Raw genomic sequence first — 20978 nt, 5'->3', positions numbered from 1 at the left:
CGTGGACTCCCCTTCTGCGGCCGGGCCGTCAGGCCGTCGTGCCGGACACCGCGGAGCGGCGGCCCGGGACGAGGCGGCCGAGCGCGGCGAACCAGCGGGTCGGGGCGAGCAGCACGAACAGGGCGAGGACGACATGGCTGATGATCATGGCGAACGCCTCGTACTTGCTGGCCGGGTGGCCGAGCCGGACCGTCATGTGGGAGGCCCAGGTCCACACCTCGGGGATGGTCTGCCACTGCGGGTCGGTGTGCTCGTTGATCGTGAGGTACGCGAGGTCCTCCAGGCCCGAGAGCATGATCAGGAGCATCGCGTAGCCGAGCCTGCGCACCAGGTGTGCGGCGCCGCCGCCGATCCGGAAGCAGAAGAGGAAGGTCAGGATCAGGAAGGGCGTCAGCGTCAGGACGTAGTAGTAGAGCTCGGGGTGGTTCTCCGCGTGGAAGAAGATCTTCGGCACGAAGTAGAGGAAGTAGAGCATGAAGCACAGCGGCGCGAAGAGGTGCAGTCTGAGCTTCTGGGCCCACTCGGGGTCGAGCTGGGCGAGCGCCTCGGTGGCGAGGACGAAGGGCACCAGCTTGAAGAGCATGATGCCGAGGCTCTTGACCTCGCGGTCGTGCGGCATCACGAACCACACGACGGACGCGAAGGCGAGGGCGAGCCCGGCCAGGATCAGGAAGGGCGCATGGCGCCGGAGCGTGGTCAACGCTTCTCCGTAAGCAGGTCGGTGCGAAGGGAGGCGGCGGCGGGCGCCGCAGCCGGTTCGGGGGCGGTCGGTGCGTCGGGCTCCACCTCGAAGCGGAGGAGGGACTTGGCCCTGGCCTGGGCCTCGCGGAGATCGGCGTAGGTGTCGGCGACCAGCAGCAGGTACCCGAGCTTGTGCCCCGCCTGGGTGTAGCGCCGCACGCGGCTGCCGGGGTCCGGGAAGATCCTCAGCTCGGCCGTCTGGGGCAGGGCCCGGACCTCGTCGGCCCCCTCGACGGCACGCAGGATGCCGTCGGTGTCGGTGGTCAGGATCTGAAGCGCCGTCTTCTTGTCGTGACGGGCCTGGATGTCGAAGGGGAGCCCGAGCGCCAGACGGAGCGCCGCCTCGTAGGTGTCGATCCCGTACGCGTGCCGGACGAGCAGCGGCATGCCGTTGCCGCCGAGCCGGGCGCCCATCTCGATGAAGCGGATCTCCTCGGTGCGGTCCACCACGAAGTCGAAGTTGACCGGCCCGTCCGTGTGGCCGAGCGCACCGCAGATGTCCATCACCATGGAGCGCAGGGCGATCTCGGTGACCGGGGCCAGCTCGGCCGGGACCGTGTGACCGGTGGTGATCATGTGGGGCGCTCCGGTGGTGGAGCGCTCGGTGACCGCGATGGTCGCCAGCTTGGAGTCGCGGAGGAACGCCTCGGCGGACAGGTGGCGGCCGAGCAGCATCTCCTCGACGATCACCTCGCCGGAGAAGGAGTACTCACGGGCCTCGGCGACGGCCTCCGGCAGCGCGGCCTGGTCGGCGACGACCTGGACGCCCTTGCTGCCCGAGGAGTCGCTCGGCTTCACGATCACGGGCAGGGGCAGCGCGGCGGCGGCGAGCCGCAGCTCCACCGGGTCCGCGGACTGGACGTAGGCGTAGGTGGGCAGCCCGAGCCGCTCCAGCACCTCGTGGAAGTACCCCTTGTCGACCGAGGCCCGGACCGCGTCCGGGGCCGGGCGGTGCGGGGTCCCCAGCAGGCGGCTCAGCTCGGCCACCGACTCCTGGGCGGCGTCGCTCGCCGGGGAGATCACCGCGGCGATGTCGAGATGGCCGATCATGGCGGCGATCCGCTCCGGGGCCCGGGTGGTCATGCAGAGGAAGAGGTCGGCGGCCGAGGCGCCGAGCGCGTGCGGGCGCTGGTCGACGCCGACGACTCCGTACCCGAGCCGGCGTGCCGCGTGGTAGGCGGGCAGCTGGTCCTCGCCGCCGCCCAGTACGAGGATGTGAGGCTGTGTCATGGCAGGTTCCCTGTCTGGAGCAGCGGCGCGGGCGCGGCCCGGCCGGTGGACTCGTTGCGATGCGCGTGGGGGTCGGCGTAGAGGTGGTCCCCCGGCCGTACAGGCACGTTGGCCTCGCGGATCTGGTAGCGCGGCAGCCCGGCACTGCCGCGCATGATGCGCACCAGGTAGCGGGCGAGCAGGGCGAGGGCGCCCAGTTGCGCGGTGTGCAGCAGGACGGAGGCCAGCGCCAGCGGCTGGAGCCCGCTGCCGGCCGCCGCCAGGGCCACGGCCGCGCCCGCCGCGCCCAGAGCGGAGAGGTGGATGAGGGTGAGCGGCCGGTAGGAGAAGCCGACGAAGAGGTCGACGGCGTGCCGGAACAGCTTTCCCAGCGACCACTTGGCCCGCCCGGCCGCGCGCGGTGCGTGCGCGGTCTCCACCGTCGTGTACCGCGCGCCGATCAGCGGCAGGGTGGCGAGGAAGTAGGGCGTGCTGACCTTGCAGTCGGCGACCTTGCGGGCCACCGCCGTGCGGACCACCCGGAACACCGAGGCGTGGACCGGGAGTTCGATGCCGAGGATGCGGGTGGCGATGGCCTGGTGGCCGACCGTGCCCAGTCGCCGGTACCAGGGGTCCTGCCGGCCGGTGCGGATCGCGAACACCGCGTCGTAGTCCCCCTCCACGGCCCGCCGGGTGAGCTTGTGGATCTCGGCGGGCGGTGACTGGAGATCGGCGTCGAGCTGTACGGTCCATTCCTTCGACGCGTACGAGAATCCGGCCGTGAACGCCGATTCGAGTCCGAAATTGCGGGCGAACGAGATATAGCTGACGCGGGGGTCGGCGGCGGCGATCCTCTTGATGATTCCGAGGGTGCCGTCCGTACTTCCGTCGTCGACGAAAAGGATTTCGGCGTCCCCGTACGGATACACCTCCTCCTTGATGCGCAGGTATGCCTGCTCTATGCATTCCTCCTCGTTGAAACAGGGCACCATCGCGGTGATGGAAAGCGTGGCAGGCATCCTGGCCATCGTCCGTCGTCCCTCTGCTCGTGCCCGGTTCCGGCTCCGTTTTCGGTTCCGATTCCGGGTCAGTCGAACATCGCGTTCATGGTCTCGTGCGTGGCCGCCTTCTCCTGGTCCGCGCGGCTGGCCCAGCAGGTGTTCAGGATGATGCGGGTCCTGTCGGCGTTCAGCGGGACCGTGCGGTGCAGCGTGGTGTCCGAACGCAGCAGGTAGAGCTCGCCCCGGGCGTGGCCGTAGCTGCGGATGGGGTGCTTCTGGAGGTACTCCTGGACGCGCGGGTCGTCCTTGTTCCAGTCGGTGTGCGGGATGCACTGGAGCATGCCGCCGTACTCCAGCGACGGGGCCTCGATCAGCCAGATGACGGTGAAGGAGAAGTCGCCCCAGTGCCAGCCGTGGGTGTCGCCCTTCTGGTGCTGGCGGGTGATGATGTACTTCTCCTCGTCCCACGGGCAGCTCATGACCTCCTCCTTCGCCAGGCGGGAGAGGAACCCCTTGAGCGCGGGGGACTCGTAGACGGCCGGGATCAGCGAGCCGTCCGAGGCGATGGCCTTCTGGCCGACCGTGGACATGTAGCGCGGGGAGTCACCGGTCTCCCTGAGCCGGATGTCGATGCGCTTCTGGTGGGTGTCGATCAGCTGGTGGGTCTCGGCGGCGACCGCCTCGAAGACCTCCGGGGACACCAGGCCGGGGAGCTTGACGTACCCCTCGCGGCGGAAGTGCTGGGAGAGCCCGAGCACCTCGTGGTCGTCGGCGAACCGCTCCGCGATGTTCTTCGCGATCAGCTCTTCCACGTTCTCGGCGGTGATGCTGTTCTGCGACACGGTGAACTTCCCCTCGAAATCAGGCGCTGCGGAATTACCGGAAACGCGGCGCCACTGCGCCCCGCGTCCGTCCCCGCTGTTGACCCCTTGAGTCTCACGAAAGCGATACGGCCCCGGTAGTGCCGGGCTCACCGATTACGCATGAGGAAGCCACCCGCCGGCCGGATGTGAACATCTCACATCCCGCATGAGGAACTCACACGCCCCCCGCGCCATGACATACACAGGCTTGCGGAAGCCGTTTCCTTGCGGTCAAATCCCAAAAGAAGCGGGGGTCTCATGGAACTCCGCCGCGTACATCTCGTGCGCATGACGGATTCTGTGCGGATGACAGGGAGAAGAAGGACGATGACGAGAACAGCGGTGGTGGCCGGCGGAGCGGGATTCCTGGGCTCACATCTGTGCGAAAGACTGCTCGCGGACGGCTGGCGGGTCCTCTGCGTCGACAACTTCGTCACGGGGTCCCCCGAGAACGTGGCCCACCTGATGGGCGAGGCGTTCCGGTTGGTCGAGGCCGATGTCTCGGCGGGCCCGCAGGCCGTCGAGGGCCCGGTCGACGCCGTGATCAACCTCGCCTCGCCCGCCTCCCCGGTCGACTACCACGAACTGCCCCTGGAAACCCTGCGCGTGGGTTCCGAGGGCACCCGGCACCTGCTGGACCTGGCCCGGGAGAAGGGCGCGCGGTTCGTCCTGGCCTCCACCTCGGAGACGTACGGCGACCCGCTGGTGCACCCGCAGCCGGAGAGCTACTGGGGCAACGTCAACCCGGTCGGGCCGCGCTCGGTGTACGACGAGGCCAAGCGGTACGCCGAGGCGATCACGATGGCCTACCGGCGTACGTACGGCACCGACACCGGCATCGTCAGGATCTTCAACACGTACGGGCCCCGGATGCGCGCCCACGACGGCCGCGCGGTGCCCACCTTCATCCGGCAGGCACTGGCCGGGCAGCCGATCACCGTGGCCGGCGACGGCTCCCAGACGCGCTCGCTCTGCTACGTTCCCGACCTGGTCGACGGCATCGTACGGATGACGGAATCGGAGCTGGCGGGTCCGGTCAACCTCGGGAACCAGGAGGAGATATCGGTCCTCCGGCTCGCCGAGTGGATTCGGGAGCTGACCGGTTCCGCCTCCGGCATCGTGCACGTACCGCGCCCCACGGACGACCCGTCGATCCGCCGCCCCGACACCACGAAGGCCCGCGAAGAGCTGGGCTGGGCGGCGGAGTTCACCACGGCACGCGGCCTGGCCGCCACGATCGACTGGTTCCGCACCCGCCCGCAGGCCGCTCCGGAGGACCTGCGCCCGGGAAGTGCCCTGGAGGATCTCCAGCTTGCCGGTGCAGAGGAAATGTAGAAGGCACTGCCATTCTGGAGGGCAGGAGCAACCGGATCGGGGGCGCGGGTGGCAGGTCGGGGGGCGGCGGTCGTGAGCGGCCGGCAGCGGTCACACGTTCACCCAGCCCCTGCCTGCGGCGAGGACACCCGCCTCGAAGCGGCTGCGCGCCCCCAGCCTCTGCATCAGATCGGCGGTCACCCGCCGAACGGTCCGCACGGAGACGCCGAGTTGGCGGGCGACGGCCTCGTCGGTGAACCCTTCCGTGAGCAGATCGAGCACGGCCCGCTCCGGCGCGCTCAGAGGGCCGCCCTGGCCGACCGCCACCTCCGCCGCGCTCTCGCCGAGCGGCTTCGCCTGCTGCCAGGTCAGCTCGAAGAGGGCGAGCAGACCGGTCAGCGCCCCGGTGCCGTCGAGCACCAACGCCCCCTGGTCCGCCGCGGTGGCGTCCATCGGCACGATCGCCCGGCTGCGGTCGTAGATGAGCATGCGCAGCGGCAGCCGGGGCACCGTGCGCACCAGCCCGCCGCGCTCCCCCAGCCAGGCCACGTACTCCCTGGTCGCGGAGGAGTTGCGGCAGCTGTCGAGGAAGATGTACCGGAGGCGCACCCCCCGGTCGCTGGTCGAGGTGTCCAGCGGCCGGGCCGCCTCCAGGTGCTCCTCGCTCTGGCCTCCGCCGGGGACGAACGCGGCGATCTCGCTCGAACAGGTCCCGGCCAGATGCTCGATCTTCGACTGGATCTGGTCCATGGACCGCAGCTTCTGCACCTCGCGGACGCCCTGGCCGGCGGCGCGGATGTCCGCGAGCAGCCCGGCCATGGCGATCCGGCTGGCCCTGATCTGCCTCTCCTTCTCCAGGAGTTCGGTCTCCTGGCTGGCGAGCAGCGACGCCAGTCCCACCTCCGGGTCGACCGGACGCCCCGGCCCGCCGTCCGCCGAAGGCCGTACGAGGGAGAGCGCGGCCAGCCGGTCCAGCGCGGAACGCGCACGCTCCTCGGGCCACCCCAGTGCCTCGGCGAGCCCGGCGACGGCTCCCGGCCCGTCCTTGAGCATGGCGCGGTAGACCGCTTCCTCGTCCGGGCCGATCCCCAGTCGACCGAGCATGGTTCCCCTCCCCCAGCGTGGCGGTGGGTCGCACCGCACCGTGCTTCCACGCGCGTGGTCCCGGACGCGGATGCGGCCGAAGAATATACGCCATGGCCGATTCTGGACAGCGTCGGCTGCGGCGGCACAGCGGCGCGTGCGGGTGTCCGCGCAGGCCAGGGACGTACGACGGCAGCGCCGCCCGACGCGCCCCTCCCCTCCCACCGGGCGGGAGGGCCATGTACCTCGTAGACATCCGGCTGGAATCCGCCGCCCGTCTGTCCCCCGCCGACGTCCGGACTCTGCTCTCCGGGGCGGCCCGCCCCGGGGACGGGGTGGAGCACATCTACGTCCAGCCCTCCCGGCGATCCGACCCGTCACCCCCGCGGGAGGCCGCGCTCTGCCTGGACGCGGTGCTCTTCCTCTCCCACCTCACGCTCACCGAGTCCGAACGGGCGGCCGATGCGCTCCTGGAGCGCTGCAGGACGCGGGGGCTGCGGCTCAGGAGGCTCTCGGCGATCCCCCTCACCCTGCTGGTGGAGCTGCTGGAACTGGAGGGCTGACGGGGTCGGCGGACGTGTCCTCGTCCTGCCATTGCAGGTCCCTGTCAACCGAAAACCCTGGGCAAGGCCGTGGGCGGCGAGCAGAGTGTCCTCATCGGGACGGCGCGCCGGTCAAAGGGGAAGGGCGCGCACCTGGCCGGCCCGGCCGGCGGACGGTCCCGTCATCACACTGCACAGCCGATGCGTTCAGGGGGAACCATGCAGACTCTCATCCGTACCACGTTCACGACGGTGTGCGCGGCGGCCGCGCTCGGCGCCGTACTGCTGGGGGCGGGGACGGCGGCGGCCGGGACGCCGGGGAGCGGCACGCACACGGCGGCGCACCCGGCGCAGACGGTCCTGACCGTCACCGGTGGCCCGGACGGCGGACTCGCCGGCTCGGCACCGGACGGCAACATATGGGGCCCGTGACCGAGGCGGCCCCGGCGGTGACCTCGGTGGAGACCCTGCACCTGAACCTGCTCGGCCCCGTGGAGGGCCATCGCGGCGACGTGCCGGTCAAACTGGGCGGGCCCAAACCCCGCACCGTACTGGCCGCGCTGCTTCTCGCCCGGGGCAGGGTGATCAGCGACAGTCGGCTGACCACCCTGCTCTGGGGCGACCACCCGCCTGCCACCTGCCCGGCCCAGCTCCACACCTACGCCTCGCGCGTCCGCCATCTGCTGGGCCCCGGGGTCGTGGTGGAGCGGCGGCGGCCGGGCTACCTGATCCGGCTGCCGGAACAGGGCGTACGGGTGGACCTCCTGGAGTTCCAGGAGCACGCCGCGCGAGGGGCCGAGGCCCTGGCGGCCGGAGACCCGGAGACCGCCGCCGCAAGGCTGCGCCGGGCCCTGGCGGTCTGGCGGGGCGTGGCGCTGGGCGGGGTCTGCGACCCGCTCGCCGACGCCGAGCGCGACCGGCTGGAGGAGGAGCGGCTGGTCACCCTGGAGCGGCGGATCGACGCCGATCTGGAGCTGGGCCGGCACGCCGCGCTCATCCCCGAACTCATCGCCCTGATCGCCGCCGACCCGCTCCGGGAGGGGCTGCGCGGCCAGCTGATGACGGCGCTGTACCGGTCGGGCCGCCAGGCGGACGCGCTGGCCGCCTACCGGGCGGCCCGCGCCACCCTGGCAGCGGAGCTGGGCCTGGAACCCTCGGCGGAACTGCGCCGGCTGCAACAGGCACTGCTGACGGGCCACCCGTCGCTGCTGCCCCGTACGGCCCGGGGAGCGCGGGAGGCGGCACCGGCCGGACCTCCGCGGCAGGGCAGGAGCACCGCACGAGCCCCGCGCCCGGCCTCGCCCGCAGGTGCGCAGAGCACCCCGCCCCCGGCCGAACTCCCGCCCGCACCGGCGGACTTCACCGGCCGCGATCAGGAGGTCATCCGACTGGCCACCGCGCTGACCAGCCAGCGTCCGCGCCGGCCGGGCCAGGCGGTGCACGTGCTGACCGGCATGCCCGGGATCGGCAAGACGTCCGCGGCGCTCCGGACGGCGCACCGCGTCAAGCGCTCCTATCCGGACGGCCAGATCCACCTGGACCTGCGCGGCTCCGGCCCTCGCCCGCTGGACCCGGCCGAGGCGCTGGGCGAACTGCTGCGGCTGGTCGGCGTGGAGCCGCACCGGATCCCCGCCGCACCGGACGACCGGGCCCGCGCCTGGCGCACCCGTACCGCCGACAGCCGTCTGCTGCTGGTGCTGGACGACGCCGCCGACGAACGGGGGGTGCGCCCGCTGCTGCCCGTGACCGACGGCTGCGCGGTGCTGATCACCAGCCGGTCGGGGCTGTACGCGCTGGAGGGGGCGAGCCGTACGGTGCTGGCGCCTCTGCCACCACCGGAGTCACGGACGCTGTTCGCCAGGGCGGCGGGCATCTCCCCGTCGGACGTCGAACCCGCCGCCGTGTCCGCGGTCGTCGCCGCCTGCGCCGGCCTGCCGCTGGCGCTGCGCATCGCGGGCGCGAGGGTCCTGGCGCGTCCGCACTGGCCGCTCTCCCGGTACGCCGAGCGGCTCAGCGACCCCGACCGCACCCTGGCGGAGCTGGTCGTCGCGGACCTGTCGGTGCGCGACCGCCTGACGGACGCGTACGCCCGACTGGCCCCGCCGGCCCGCCGGGCGCTGCGGTTCCACTCGGCGCTGGGCCCGCATCCGGTGGCGCCCGGCACGGTGGCCGGGCTCCTGGGGACCGGTCCGGAGGAGGCCGACGAACTGCTCGCCGACCTCGCCGCCGCCCACTGGGCCGAGGCACTCGACCACCCCGGCGGACACACCTACCGGCTGCACCCGCTGGTCCGGCTGTTCGCGCAGGGCATGCTGGCGCAGGAGGAGGGCTCTGTGCCGAGGGTGCTCCCCGTGCGCGCGTCGTGGGCGAGGACCCGGACGGACGACACGGCGTGAGCACCGAAGGCGCACCCGGCACACGCGCCGACGAACGGACGGAAAGGACAGGACCCCATGCCGAACCCATCGGATTTCAGCTACGTGACCAGGACCGACGGGACCATCGTGATCACCCACCGTCGCCGCAAGGCCGCGACCCTGCGGGGTGAGCGGGCGGCGAAGTTCGCCGAGGAAGTGGAGTCGGGCGACGCCCAGGAGGTGATGGCGCGCTGGACGGGCTCGTACAAGTTCGGCAATGAGCGCACCGCCCGCAACCATCCCAGAAACCAGGGCCGCCGCGCCTGACCCCGCCGGTGCGGGAACGAAAGAACGGAAGAGAACCATGACTGGCGCGTCCCGCAGGATCGCTGTCTTCGGCGCGGGCTACATAGGCCTGGTGACGGGTGCCTGCTTCGCGGAACTGGGTCACCGGGTAGTCGTACGGGACATCCAGCCGGAGCGGATCAGGCTGCTGAACGCGGGCGACGTCCCGTTCTTCGAGCCGGGCCTGGGCGAGCTGATCGCCCGGAACAAGGAGCGGCTGGCCTTCACCCTGGACGTCCAGGAGGCCGTGGCCGACGCGGAGGCGGTCTTCGTCTGCGTCGACACCCCGCCGACCGCGTCGGGTGACGCCGACCTGTCCCGTGTCTGGGCGGTGATCGATGCCGTACGCGAGGCCTCGCACCTCGTCGCGGTCGTCGTCAAGAGCACGGTCCCGGTCGGGACGGGCGCACGGGTGCGAGCGGCCCTCGACGAGCGCGGCCTGACCCACGTCGGGTACGCATCCAACCCGGAGTTCACCGCGGAGGGAAGGGCGGTGGACGACTTCCTGCACCCGGACCGGGTGGTGATCGGCGCCGAGGACTCCACCGCCGCGGCCTGGCTGGCGGACCTCTACGAGCCCCTGGACGCCCCGGTCGAAGTGATGGACGTGGCATCGGCCGAGATGGTCAAGCTGGCGTCCAACGCCCTCCTGGCCACGAGGATCACGTTCATCAACGAGATAGCCACCGTCTGCGAGGCGACCGGCGCCGACATCACCCGGGTCTCCCGCGCGATCGGCCTGGACCACCGGCTGGGCCCCCACTTCCTGAAGGCGGGCCTCGGCTATGGCGGCTCGTGCTTCCCGAAGGACTCCCGGGCGCTGCGCGCCATGGCCAGCAACTCCGGCTACCCCTTCCAACTGCTGAACGCGGTCATCCAGGTCAACGAACTCCAGCCGCGACGGGCCATCCAACGCCTCAAGGCCGAGCTGGGCGGTCTGAAGGGCCGCCGCATCGCCCTGCTGGGCATGACGTTCAAGCCCGCCACGGACGACATGCGCGAGGCCCCCAGCGCCGTCATCGCGGCCCGCCTCCTGGCCGAGGGCGCCACGGTCACCTGCTGGGACCCGATGGCCCCCCGCACCACGGCCGACCACGCCCCCTGGACCTCCGCGACCCGCCACCCGGACCCGCTCACCGCCCTGACCGACGCCGACGCGGCGATCCTCGTCACCGAGTGGCCCGAACTGACCGCGCTGGACTGGCCCACCGCGGCCCGGAAGATGCGCAACCCCCTGCTCCTGGACGGCCGCAACCTCCTCGACCCCGCCACCCTGCTCGCCGCCGGCTTCACCCACATGAGCGTGGGCCGCGCAACCCGCCGCCCCACCTGAACCCCGCCGGCCAGGCCACTCCCCCGGCAGCCCCGCCCCCGCCCACCCCGTACCCGCTACACTGACGGCGGTGCGCCAGTCTGCTGGGGCACACGGGATCAGTGGGCCGATGTGTCCGGGACGAGGGCTCACGCCACCCTTCCGGCCACGTTCTCCTACGGATCCTCGCCTCGCCTTCGTAGCTCAGGGGATAGAGCACCGCTCTCCTAAAGCGGGTGTCGCAGGTTCGAATCCTGCCGGGGGCACAGCGCAGGAAGCCCTTCGGGATCGCCCCCGAGGGGCTTCCTGCTTGTTCTCCGCCGCTTGCCCTCCCCTCACCCCCAGGCCCTCCGCCCCACCTCGTACGGGCATATGCGGCAAGGGCATGGGCCTATGGCTGGTTGCCGACTAGAGTCGGTCCATCACTGCTGGTTATGGGGCCAGGGGCCGGGTGCGGGTATGCCGGGGCGCTGGTGGGGAGGGCCTGTAGAGCATGAGCCGTCGCTCCAATGGGTGGGTCGGCGCCTGGGCTGAAGCGCAGCGCCAACAGCAACGTCGACAGGAAGCGCAAGCCGGACACCAGCGGGATCTGGACTGGCAACAACACGCCCGGCAGGGGGAGTTCGGACCCAGTTACCGCGAGCAGCGGAGAATGTACCGCGAGCTGCGGGAGGCGGAGGCGCGGCGGCGTACCGAGGAGCTCGACGCGCAGGTCGAGGCGTTGCGGGGGCTGCTGGCGGCGGGGTGCCGGGCCCCGGCCTTCAGGGTGGGCACCCTGGCCCGGGCGGAGAGCGTGCCGCCCTGTGCCCCGGGGCAGTCGGCCGCCTACCGGCAGCAGTACCAGCAGTGGGCCGCCGAGCAGTTGGCCGAGATACGGGAGCACAACGCCGCCATAGCGCAGATGGCTGCGGGGCTGCGCAGCGGGGATCCCGAGGCAACCGTCGAGTACTTCTCCGCCGCGCTCTATGCCTCCACCGGGTGGCCGGAAGGGCTGCCCCGGCGGGTGTCGGCGGCGTACGACTCCGGGGCTCGGCAGCTGGTGCTGGACTGGGAGCTGCCGCGGTACGGGATCGTTCCGGAGGCGAAGTCGGCGCGCTACCTGATCAACGCCGATCAGGTGAAGGACTCTCCCCGGCCGGTCACCCAGCGCCGCACCCTGTACCGGGACATCCTCGCGCAGTGCCTCCTGCTGGTGTTGCGCGACCTCTTCGCGGCCGATGAGTTCGGGGCGCTGGAGTCGGTCGCCCTGAACGGGTTCGTGGACGATCACGACCCCACGACCGGACGGCGGGCTCCCCTGGTCCTCGGTACGGTCATGGCCCCGCGCTCGGCCTTCGCCGGTCTGCACCTGGAGCAGGTGAACGCCGTCACCTGCCTGGTGGAGGGGCTGCGGGGGCAGTTGTCGACGCGCCCCGACCAGTACGCGGCCGTACGGCCCGGACGGGTCCCCGAGGACGTCGGCAACGGGATCGTCAGCCACGGCGGGGACGAGGAACCGGATCTGCACGAGATGGACCCCGTCGCCTTCGAGGGCCTGATCACCGACCTCTTCCGGGCCATGGGCATGCAGGCCGTGACCACCCGGCGTTCGAACGACGGCGGCGTCGACGTCGACGCGCTGGATCCGGCCCCCATCCGCGGCGGCAAGATCGTCGTCCAGGTCAAGCGCTACCGCGGCACCGTGCCGCCGTCGGCCGTGCGTGATCTGTACGGCACCATCCAGGACGCCGGGGCCAACAAGGGCGTGCTCGTCACCACCTCCCGCTTCGGTCCCGGCGCCCACACCTTCGCCAACGGCAAGCCCCTGGAGCTCGTCGCCGGCTCCGAACTGGTCGATCTGCTCCACCGGCACGGGTTACGGGGTCGGTTGGGTGGCGGGGAGAGCGCCGGTTCGGCGCCGTCCCGCCGGTGTGTGCCGGACCGCGGCGGGCCTGGCGACGGCGAGGACCACAACGTGCTCGGCATGTACTGGTCGGGCGATGTCGCCCTCGACGTCTGCGCCCTCGTCTGCCACGGCAACCAGGTCCTGGACGAGGACCACTTCGTCTTCTACAACAACCCCCGGACGCCCGACGGCACGGTCCGGGCACTCACCCCCGTGCCGCCGGACAAGGCCGCCATCCAGGTCTCCTTCGACGCGCTGCCGACACGGGCCGACCGGGTGGTCGTCGTCGCCGCCGTCGACCCCGTCGCCGATCCCGCGGCCGATCTCTCGGGCTTCAGCGACGCCGGGATCCGGCTGCTCGACGCCGAGGGCACCCAACTCGACCGACTGGACGTCTCCGACGGCCGCGACGACGAGACCGCCCTCGTCCTGGGGTCCTTCCGCCGGCGCGCGAACGGGGACTGGCAGTTCGTCACCGGTGGTCGCGGCTATCCGGGCGGGCTGGAGGAGCTGGTTCGGGACTACGGCATCGAGGTGGACTAGGAGGTGGCGCACAGCGGCCGGTCAGATCCTGTCACTTCGTGCAGGTCTCGTCCTTTCTCGGCAGCCTGCCCGTCGCCAGGTAGCGGTTGACCGTGTCGTCCACGCAGGCGTTCCCGTACTCCCCGTACACGCCGTGGTGGTTGGCGTTCTTGAGGGTGATCAGCCTGGAGCCGGGGAGTTGGGCGTGCAGGGCCTTGCTGCTGCGGTAGGTGGTGCGGGGGTCACCGGTGGCGGCGACTATCAGGGCCCGGGCGTCGTGGCTTATCCGGGTGGGGGCTTCTCGTGGGGCGTTCCAGAAGGCGCAGGGGCCTATGTTCTCGGTGAGGGGGCCGAACAGGGGGTGCGCGGCGCGGGCGCGCTGGATGTCGCGCCAGTAGACCTCGGGGTCGCGCGGAGCCCGTACGTCACCGCAGATGATCGCCATCTGGGCGCTGCCGGAGGGCGAGTCGGCCCCCGACAGGGCGAAGCGCAGCATCTCCGTGAAGTGCGGTGACAGCTCCGTCCTCTGGTTCCTTGCCGCCTTGTGCAGGGTCTTCACCTGCTCGGCCAGGGACGCCCTCGCACCGTCGGTGTCGTCCGCCACCCCCATGAAGAGCAGCGTCGGTATGTGGGTGTCGTCGACCCGGAAGACATCGGGGGCCGTGCCCAGCGTCAGGGGGCCGCGTGCCGCCCGCGCCATGACGTGGTCGATGGTCGCGAGCACCGCCGTACGGGAGCGGCCCAGGCCGTACGTCGTGTGGCGGGCTGCCGCCCAGGTGGCCCAGGCGGAGAGCGCCTGATCGTTCTCCTTCACCGCCTCCCTCAGCAGGCGGGGGCTGTAGTCGTCCGGGCTCAGCGCTCCGTCCAGGACCATCCGGTCGTGGCGGCCGGGGAACATCTGGGTGTAGACCGTGCCCAGGTAGGTGCCGTACGAATAGCCCAGGTAGGAGATCTTCCGCTCGCCCAGCGCACCTCGGATCACGTCCATGTCGCGGGCGGTGTTCCGGGTGGTGACGTGCGGGAGCACCGAGGCGTTCGTGGCGCGGCACTTGGCGGCCAGGCTCTTGCTCAGGGCCACCTGGCGGTCGAAGCCCGCCCGGCTCGCGCCGGCCGAGAACCAGGTGAAGCTGACCGGCCAGTCGCAGTCCAGCGGAGTGCTGCGGCCGACGAAGCGCGGGTCGAAGCCGATGATGTCGTAGCGGGGGCCGACCTCCTTCATCGCCTTGCGGACGGCCGGCGGGGAGTCCACGGCCGGACCGCCGGGGCCGCCGTTGTTGAGGAGGATCGAGCCGATGCGGTGGCGGGTGTCGGTGGCCTTGAGGCGGGATATCGCGACCGTGATCGTCCGGCCCTTCGGAGCCGCGTAGTCCAGCGGGACCGTGACGTCCGCGCACTGCACGCCCGCCCTGTCCAGGCCCTGGCCCGCAGCGTCCTCGGGCGACTGCGTACAGGTGCCCCAGGACAGGCGCTGGTGGTAGTAGCGGGCCAGGCCCGCGCCGGGGCCCGGTCCGCCGGCGGCCGAAGAGGGCGAAGCGGGCGGGGAGGGCCGGGAAGGTGCGGCCAGGGCCGGGGAGGTGGTGAGGCCCACGGCGAGGGTCAGGGTCATGGCGGCGGCGCTGCGAACCGCCAGGCTGCGGGTGGTCTTCTCTGTGTTTCTCACCCATCAGACGCTAGAAGCTCGGGCGTTGGGACTCACTGGGGCTGGCCCCCTACTTCCGTCGGGGGCCACCTCCCCTCCCGCCCGGGGGTCGGGGGGCCCGCGCAGAGGGGCGGGGGCCGTCGTCGAGGCCAACGCCGCCTGCGACAGCGGGTGTTGCATGGCCGGTCCGGAGCGCGCGCTGGATGCCGTGCTGCGCGCGCCGGGCCCCTGGCCGAACTGACCGCGCACGACCGGCACTTCATCCGGCAACGCGCCCAGGCCACCGTCCGTCAGGCCTAGGGCCTGTTGCGAAAGTGGCTCCTGTGAGTGCTGATGCGACCGGCTGCTACCGTCCGGAGCCATGACCGACAGCGTGTATGTGGGCAATGCGGGCAGGGATGCGGCACTGGACCGGGGGTGGCTGCTGGGACATTTCAAGGACGCCTCTGATCCTCGGCATAGCGAGGCCGTTGAGATCAAATGGGGCGTCCACCCGCAGGGTGATGAGCGGGCTCAGTGGGTGACCGGCGAAGAGCGCACCGCCCTGCTGGTCCTCATCAGCGGGCGTTTTCGGGTGGAGTTGCCCGGACACAGTGTTCTCCTGGTCCGGCAGGGGGACTACGTCGTGTGGGGCCGAGGTGTCGATCACTCATGGTTCGCGGAGGAGGAGTCCGTGGTGCTGACGGTCCGCTGGCCCTCCGTGCCCGGCTACAAGGTGATCGATGAGGGCGATTCCGCTGCTGGTCACAGCCATTCGTTCAAGACCGCGACCAGCACGGTGGCCTCGTAGCGGACGCAGGGCTTCGGCGTAGTCGCGTGATGTCCGGTTCGTGATCAAGTGAGCCCGAGCAGGGCGAGCGGGCGTTTCGGGTCGCGGGAGTTGGCCCGGAGTGCGGCGGCGACGTTCTGGGTGCCGGCGATGCGCAGGGCGCCGATGGCAAGGTTGCGCCAGGTCGCCATGGTGCGGGGCGCATTGCCGGTCCGAAGCTGCGAGGCGTCCTCGGCGAAGGTGGTGTCCCGCACGTGGTGCAGGGCCTCGATCTGCCAGTGCGAGCGGATCATGTTGGCGAGCTGGGCGGGAGTGGCCTGCCCGGCGCTCAGGCTGGTGACCGCGTAGACGGTCTTGATGCTGACCTTGCCGCTCTTGCGGTGCAGGCGGCGCCGCTTGAGCTGGACGGCCTGGCTGGCGCCGGGGAAGAGCAGGTTGTTCACGGTGCAAACCTTGATGCGGCGGATTTCGCCACGGCCGTGACCGCTCTCGCGGATGCGGCTCTGGAGCGGAATCCGCTGCCAGGGAAGGGCTTTGAGCTGCTTGCGGAGCTTCTTCTGATTCCCTTTGACGATCACGATGTAGTGGGCGCCTCGACTGGCGAGGTACTCGGCGTGTTCGCGTTGGGTGTGCATGGCGTCGCTGGTCACGACCGTGTCGGCCAGGTCGGCGAGGTTGTCCAGAAGGGGCTGGAAGCACGTGATCTCGTTCGTCTTGTCTCCGACGTCCAGCTGGGCGAGGACCAGACGGCTGGTGTGGTCGAGTGCGGCCAGCAGGTGGATCTTGCGGCCGTCGGCTCTGGCGGCGCCGCGCAGGCTCTTGCCGTCCACCGCCACTGCCCGGCGGGTCTTCGGGCCGGGCTGAGTGCGGCGATCGGCCAGCCAGGCGCCGACCGCCCGGTCAAGCGCATCGGCATCAAGGCGGGCCAGGGTGCGGCGGATCGTTGTCTCGCACGGCACCGGCCGGATGCCGGTCAACGGGCAGCGACGGGCGCCGATGCGGTCCAGGACCGCCGATGGCGCATCGGCAGCCCACTCGCTGATGGCCAGGAGCGAGGTCACGCCGGTCAGCACGGCGCAGGCGGCCAGCGCCAGTACATACACCAGGCCGTGGCGCACACCGCGGGGCTTGCGCGGATCGGGGACAGCGGCCAACCGGGTCAGCAGCCCGGGCAGTTCGTGTTCCGCGGCATCGGGCTGGTCACGGAGTTGGTCAAGGACGGGCGGGATCGGAGAGGATACGACGGCAGGCACGGACTTCCGTAGGGATCACTGGACTCGACACCCACATGATCTTGGAAGCTCGTGCCTGTCCTGCGTCCGGGCCACCGCCGGCACACATCGGGAAAACCCACTCAAGCCGCGACTACGCCGAAGCCCTGCGGCAGGTCCCGCCAGGGCGAGCAGGTGCGGTACTTCCACGCGATGGCCTCAAGGGTGCGGCGGTGGTCGGCCCACCGCCGCCCGCGGACCGGATCGGCCGGCATCAGCGGCTCGATCCGGTCCCACATCGCATCAGTGATCACTAACCGGACAGACACATCCGATCAACTGATCAACCCATCAAAAAGGCACGCTCTAGACGTGATCGACGAGACGATGCCTAGTACCGGAAGCTGTAGTACGGGGTCCAGCTTGTGGTGTAGGCGCCGGGGCCGAACTCCGCCTTGGCGCCGGAGCATCCGAACTCGGTGTACACGGTGAGCCATTCCCCTGTGTTGTTGTGGGGCCTGTAAGCGACCGTGTTGCCACCGAAGTTGCTGCACGTGCCGCTCGGCGGGTTTCTCCAGGTCCACTGTTGGCCCTGGGCTCCCTGCCAGGTCAGAGTGCCGGTGGCGGCCTGGGCGTTGGTGGACAAGCCGACAACCAGCATGGTCGAGGCCGCCACGGGCGCGGTGACCGAGCAGGTCTTCTTGACCCACTTCCCGAAAGCCATAAGAGTCCTCTGTTCGCAGGGTTCCCCAACCGGGGATCGGCGGCAAGAAGATCACAGGGCTCCGGTTCGCAGAGGTCGCTTCGCCGAGATGGCCACCCGTTCGGCCTAATAGGCGCCGGCCTGACCCGACGTTGACCAAAGAGACAGAACCTAGCCGGTGACCGTACAGCCCCGGTCGGCCAAGCGGCCTCGGTACCAGTCGGACAACCGCAACCGGCCAGGTAGCCCCAACGGGCCGGACAGCCCGACCCGTCAGCACTCCTCAGCGGCACGACGCCCTCATCTGCGCCGCCGCGTGGTGCGCCCCCACCCGGTCCGCCGCGCCCCAGTCCCGGCCCCGGTCGATGAGCAGCACCGCGAACGTGTCGCCCTTCACCGGGTAGCTGCCCACCTCCACCGGCCTCCCCCGGTGCTGCGTCTGGCGCACGGTGAAACCGGTGTACGCGGAGTCCGCGTCGTCCGGGTCCGAGAGCACCCTGTACACGGTCGGGTCGCCCGCCACATCGCGGGCGCGGCCCTCCGGGGCGGCCGGTACGAACACCGTCAGCGCGCACTCCCGGAAGCCGTCGCCCAGGTGCCAGGACCAGGTGGCGGTCGAGCCCCGGTCCTCGGTGGGGCTGCCCGACATCGGGACCGCGCTGAACCGGCCGTCGCAACCGCCGCCGGTGAAGCCGCCGGAGCCGACCCCGTACCAGCCCGCCTCGCCCTTCTCGAAGCGGCCGTACTCCCGGTACTCCCCCGCCTCGCAGCCCGGGCCCGCCCACTCCGTGAAGCGGTGGTCGCCGCCTTCCGAAGGGGGTTTGGGGGGTTCCTCCGCCGGAGGTGTGGCCGGGGCCTCCTCGCCGGGGCCGATGCGCGTCGGGGGGCCGCCCCCGATCCGGTCCGGCAGCGCGCCCGCCGGCCCCGCCGCGTCCGTACGGCTCGGGCCGCCGCCCACGCTCCCGCCGCCCGCCAGGAGCAGCGCGGCCACCGTCGCCAGCCCTCCGGCGACCACCACGACTCCCGCCACCAGCAAGGCTCTACGCCGACGGGGAAGAGTGGAGACGCGGCCTGCCAGGGTTTCGTGCGCGACCCAGGAGCCGTCCCCGGCCGCCGTCCGGGAGCGGGCCGCTCCGCAGCCGGTGCAGACCATCCCCGGCAGCGCCCCGCGCTGACCACCGCAGTGTTGGCACCTCATGCCAGGACACCTTGCCAGGACGGCGCCCGCAGAGGGAGGGCCCACGAACGATGGCTCGTACAGCGAACATCCGTCCTAGATCGTAGGCGTACGTGCACGTGTACGTACGCCTACGGCTCCCGCTCAGCTCAGCTCCTCCGGGCACGGTGTCCCCGGCTGGAGCTGGTACGGGGCCGCCAGCCGGTACACCCCCGGCTTCGGTGCGAGGAGTTCGGTCCACTCGTCGCCGTACGGGCCCTCGTCCTCGATCTTGTTCAGACAGCCGTGGATGTTCTCGAAGGTCCGGGGGGCCGTCTCGTCCTGCTGTGTCCGCAGCTTGGACTCCTCGGTCTCCTGCGGGCGCTCCAGGCTCTTGCCGTCCTCGTCGACGAGCCCGAGCCAGCGCGAGTACGGGACCCGGATCAGCACCCGGCCCGCCGACTCGACCCGGATCGTCAGCTCGTTCGCGCCCGCCTTCTCCACCGTGGCGGGCGGGTCCGCGAGCGGGGTCGGCTCCAGCACCCGGTAGAGCTTCCAGTTCTCGTCGCCCCAGATCTCCCGGAGGTAGGAGAGGCCGCCGGCGACCAGCTCGGCCTCCTGCCGGGCCCCGCTGTCGGGCTTGCCGGTGGGCAGCACGACGTAGTGGACCGCCCAGCGGTCCAGCCACTGCCGGTAGTTGACCGCGTTCAGGGTGTCGTCGTAGAAGAGCGGGTTGCGCTTCATGTCGGCCTGCCGGTTCCAGCCGCGGGCCAGGTTGTACGCGGCCAGCGCCGACGCCTCCCGGTGGCTGCTCGCCGGGACCACCTCGACCCGGCCGCGCTCGGCGCCGACCTGCTGGAGCTGGTTGACCAGGGGCGCCAGCTCGCGGGCCCAGGAGGCGGTGGGGGCGGTGCGGACGATGTCGTCGACGCTCTTGAAGCCGATCCAGAAGTTGAGCCCGGCGAACGCGAGGACCAGCGCGTACCAGCGGCGGCTGCGCGGGACGGTGTACGGGAGCGCGGCCAGCAGCACGACCCCGGCGAACAGCATCGCCATCCGGGTCACGTTCGACCCGATCTGCGAGTCGATGAAGTACGTGAGCACCGTGCCGACCCCGTAGACGGCGGCGGCGGTGCGGACCGTGTTCCAGTCGCGCGGTACGAGGACGAAGACGAGCACCGAGAACAGGAGCGGCAGCGACACCGTCCCCAGCGACATCGGCTGCGTACCGGAGAACGGGAAGAGCAGGGAGGACAGCCCCACGACCGCGACGGGCGCCAGCCCGATGGCGTACGCGCCGGGGCGCCGTTTGTGGAGGAAGAGCGCGGCGGCCACGACCCCGAGGAAGAGCCCGGCCACCGGGCTGGAGGCGGTGGCCAGCGCGGCGAGCGGGGCCGCGACGGCCGCCTTGGCCCACCGCTTGTACCGCCAGCGGTAGGGCCAGCAGAAGACGGCGGCGACGGCACCGACCGCGAACATCATCCCGAGCCCGAACGTCACCCGCCCCGACAGCGCGTTGCACAGGTAGGCGAAGACCCCGGCGAGCGAGCAGGCCAGCGGATTGCGTACGGCCCGGACCCGGACCAGGATCAGCGCGGTCAGCCCGGCCGAGACCGTACCGGCGATCATCATCGTCGTCCGGACGCCGAGCACCGACATCAGGTACGGCGAGACCACGCTGTACGAGACGGGGTGCATGCCCCCGTACCAGGCGAGGTTGTACGCCGTGCCCGGGTGCCGGCCCACGAACTCGGCCCAGGCGTCCTGCGCCGCGAGGTCGCCGCCGCTGTTGGCGAAGAAGAGGAACCACAGGACGTGGGTGACGGCCGCGGCCGCGGTGGCGATGGTCGCGGGGTGGCGCAGCAGCCGCCTGACCCGCGTGGGGGGCGCACCCGTGGGGCCGGGGCCGGAGGAGCCGCGGCCGGAGGAGGTGGGCTGCTTGGTGGGCGATTCAGGCGCGGAAGGTTCAGGCGCGGAGACTTCCGGCGTACGCGGAGAGGGCAGCAGGACGCGCGGCGCGGCGCTGCCGACGGCGGTCTCCTCCCGGCGGGAAGCGGCCCCGCCGGTGGTGCCGGTGGTGTTGTCCGCCTCACGGCCGGGTCTCGGCTCCGCGGTGGTCACTACGGTTTCTCCCCGTCTCCGCCGTCCCCGTACGCCTTTCAGGACGCCTCCCGGCGTCCTTCAGTTGTGCGGGGACGCTAACACGTACCTCTGACACATTCCCCTGACCATCGGGGCGGGGGGGGGGGGGGCGGCCCCCCCCCCCCCCCCCCCCCCCCCCCCCCCCCCCCTCCCCCCCCCCCCCCCCCCCCCCCCCACCCTCCCC

18 protein-coding genes, 1 tRNA gene and 1 pseudogene are annotated in these 20978 nt (G+C 71.5%); 9 read left to right on the top strand and 11 right to left on the bottom strand.

Going from position 1 to position 20978, the window contains the following annotated elements:
* Nucleotides 1-28: 28 nt before the first annotated feature.
* From AC0682_RS02655 to AC0682_RS02640, 4 genes are all read right to left on the bottom strand, one after another.
* On the bottom strand, nt 29-700 hold the full coding sequence (locus AC0682_RS02655) for a hypothetical protein (protein WP_478530591.1): 672 nt from the start codon (nt 698-700) through the stop codon (nt 29-31).
* Nucleotides 697-1971 carry an ATP-grasp domain-containing protein gene (locus tag AC0682_RS02650; RefSeq protein WP_478530590.1) on the bottom strand — a complete coding sequence of 425 codons (1275 nt, stop codon included), beginning with the start codon at nt 1969-1971 and terminating at the stop codon, nt 697-699. The genes AC0682_RS02655 and AC0682_RS02650 overlap by 4 nt, the downstream gene beginning before the upstream one ends.
* On the bottom strand, nt 1968-2969 hold the full coding sequence (locus tag AC0682_RS02645; protein ID WP_478530589.1) for a glycosyltransferase family 2 protein: 1002 nt from the start codon (nt 2967-2969) through the stop codon (nt 1968-1970). Before AC0682_RS02645 ends, AC0682_RS02650 begins: the two co-directional genes overlap by 4 nt.
* A gap of 68 nt (nt 2970-3037) precedes the next feature.
* On the bottom strand, nt 3038-3793 hold the full coding sequence (locus AC0682_RS02640; protein ID WP_254812340.1) for a HalD/BesD family halogenase: 756 nt from the start codon (nt 3791-3793) through the stop codon (nt 3038-3040).
* Nucleotides 3794-4141: 348 nt separating this feature from the next.
* Here AC0682_RS02640 and AC0682_RS02635 point away from each other — a divergent pair, with 348 nt between their 5' ends.
* The gene (locus AC0682_RS02635; RefSeq protein ID WP_478530588.1) at nt 4142-5149 is read left to right on the top strand and encodes a UDP-glucuronic acid decarboxylase family protein; all 1008 of its coding nucleotides are present in this window, start codon (nt 4142-4144) and stop codon (nt 5147-5149) included.
* A gap of 90 nt (nt 5150-5239) precedes the next feature.
* Here AC0682_RS02635 and AC0682_RS02630 read toward each other — a convergent pair whose 3' ends face one another.
* Nucleotides 5240-6232 (bottom strand): LuxR C-terminal-related transcriptional regulator, encoded by a 993-nt coding sequence (locus AC0682_RS02630; RefSeq protein WP_478530587.1) that lies wholly within the window; start codon nt 6230-6232, stop codon nt 5240-5242.
* A gap of 218 nt (nt 6233-6450) precedes the next feature.
* On the opposite strand from AC0682_RS02630, the gene AC0682_RS02625 reads away from it, so the two are divergent.
* From AC0682_RS02625 to AC0682_RS02595, 7 genes are all read left to right on the top strand, one after another.
* Complete coding sequence (locus AC0682_RS02625) at nt 6451-6774, top strand: hypothetical protein (RefSeq protein ID WP_478530586.1); 324 nt, start codon at nt 6451-6453, stop codon at nt 6772-6774.
* 198 nt (nt 6775-6972) lie between these two features.
* Nucleotides 6973-7185: a hypothetical protein gene (locus AC0682_RS02620; RefSeq protein ID WP_478530585.1), complete on the top strand. Its 213-nt coding sequence runs from the start codon at nt 6973-6975 to the stop codon at nt 7183-7185.
* Nucleotides 7173-9149 carry an AfsR/SARP family transcriptional regulator gene (locus tag AC0682_RS02615; protein WP_478530584.1) on the top strand — a complete coding sequence of 659 codons (1977 nt, stop codon included), beginning with the start codon at nt 7173-7175 and terminating at the stop codon, nt 9147-9149. Before AC0682_RS02620 ends, AC0682_RS02615 begins: the two co-directional genes overlap by 13 nt.
* A gap of 57 nt (nt 9150-9206) precedes the next feature.
* Complete coding sequence (locus tag AC0682_RS02610; RefSeq protein WP_478530583.1) at nt 9207-9437, top strand: hypothetical protein; 231 nt, start codon at nt 9207-9209, stop codon at nt 9435-9437.
* A gap of 37 nt (nt 9438-9474) precedes the next feature.
* Complete coding sequence (locus AC0682_RS02605) at nt 9475-10788, top strand: UDP-glucose dehydrogenase family protein (protein WP_478530582.1); 1314 nt, start codon at nt 9475-9477, stop codon at nt 10786-10788.
* Nucleotides 10789-10960: 172 nt separating this feature from the next.
* Nucleotides 10961-11033, top strand: a tRNA-Arg gene (locus tag AC0682_RS02600).
* A gap of 227 nt (nt 11034-11260) precedes the next feature.
* Nucleotides 11261-13195, top strand: coding sequence for a restriction endonuclease (locus AC0682_RS02595; protein ID WP_478530581.1), 1935 nt, complete (start codon nt 11261-11263; stop codon nt 13193-13195).
* 31 nt (nt 13196-13226) lie between these two features.
* On the opposite strand, the gene AC0682_RS02590 is transcribed toward AC0682_RS02595, so the two are convergent.
* Nucleotides 13227-14780: an alpha/beta hydrolase gene (locus AC0682_RS02590; protein WP_478530781.1), complete on the bottom strand. Its 1554-nt coding sequence runs from the start codon at nt 14778-14780 to the stop codon at nt 13227-13229.
* 394 nt (nt 14781-15174) lie between these two features.
* Between AC0682_RS02590 and AC0682_RS02585 the strand changes: the two genes are divergently transcribed.
* Entirely contained in the window at nt 15175-15603 is a 429-nt protein-coding gene (locus AC0682_RS02585; protein WP_478530580.1) for a cupin domain-containing protein, read from the top strand.
* Between the two features lie 44 nt (nt 15604-15647).
* On the opposite strand, the gene AC0682_RS02580 is transcribed toward AC0682_RS02585, so the two are convergent.
* From AC0682_RS02580 to AC0682_RS02560, 5 genes and pseudogenes are all read right to left on the bottom strand, one after another.
* Complete coding sequence (locus AC0682_RS02580; RefSeq protein WP_478530579.1) at nt 15648-16835, bottom strand: ISAs1 family transposase; 1188 nt, start codon at nt 16833-16835, stop codon at nt 15648-15650.
* Nucleotides 16836-16951: 116 nt separating this feature from the next.
* A pseudogene (locus tag AC0682_RS02575) lies at nt 16952-17122 on the bottom strand (transposase); the annotation flags it as partial.
* A gap of 62 nt (nt 17123-17184) precedes the next feature.
* On the bottom strand, nt 17185-17517 hold the full coding sequence (locus AC0682_RS02570; RefSeq protein ID WP_103421853.1) for a hypothetical protein: 333 nt from the start codon (nt 17515-17517) through the stop codon (nt 17185-17187).
* Between the two features lie 262 nt (nt 17518-17779).
* A complete protein-coding gene (locus tag AC0682_RS02565) occupies nt 17780-18694 on the bottom strand; it encodes an adhesin (protein WP_478530578.1) in 915 nt (304 codons plus the stop codon).
* Nucleotides 18695-18817: 123 nt separating this feature from the next.
* Nucleotides 18818-20773: an MFS transporter gene (locus AC0682_RS02560; protein ID WP_478530577.1), complete on the bottom strand. Its 1956-nt coding sequence runs from the start codon at nt 20771-20773 to the stop codon at nt 18818-18820.
* Nucleotides 20774-20978: the final 205 nt, after the last annotated feature.

The sequence above is a fragment of the Streptomyces sp. NPDC043746 genome (assembly GCF_056436485.1).
This window is presented reverse-complemented; position numbering and strand designations above follow the sequence as displayed.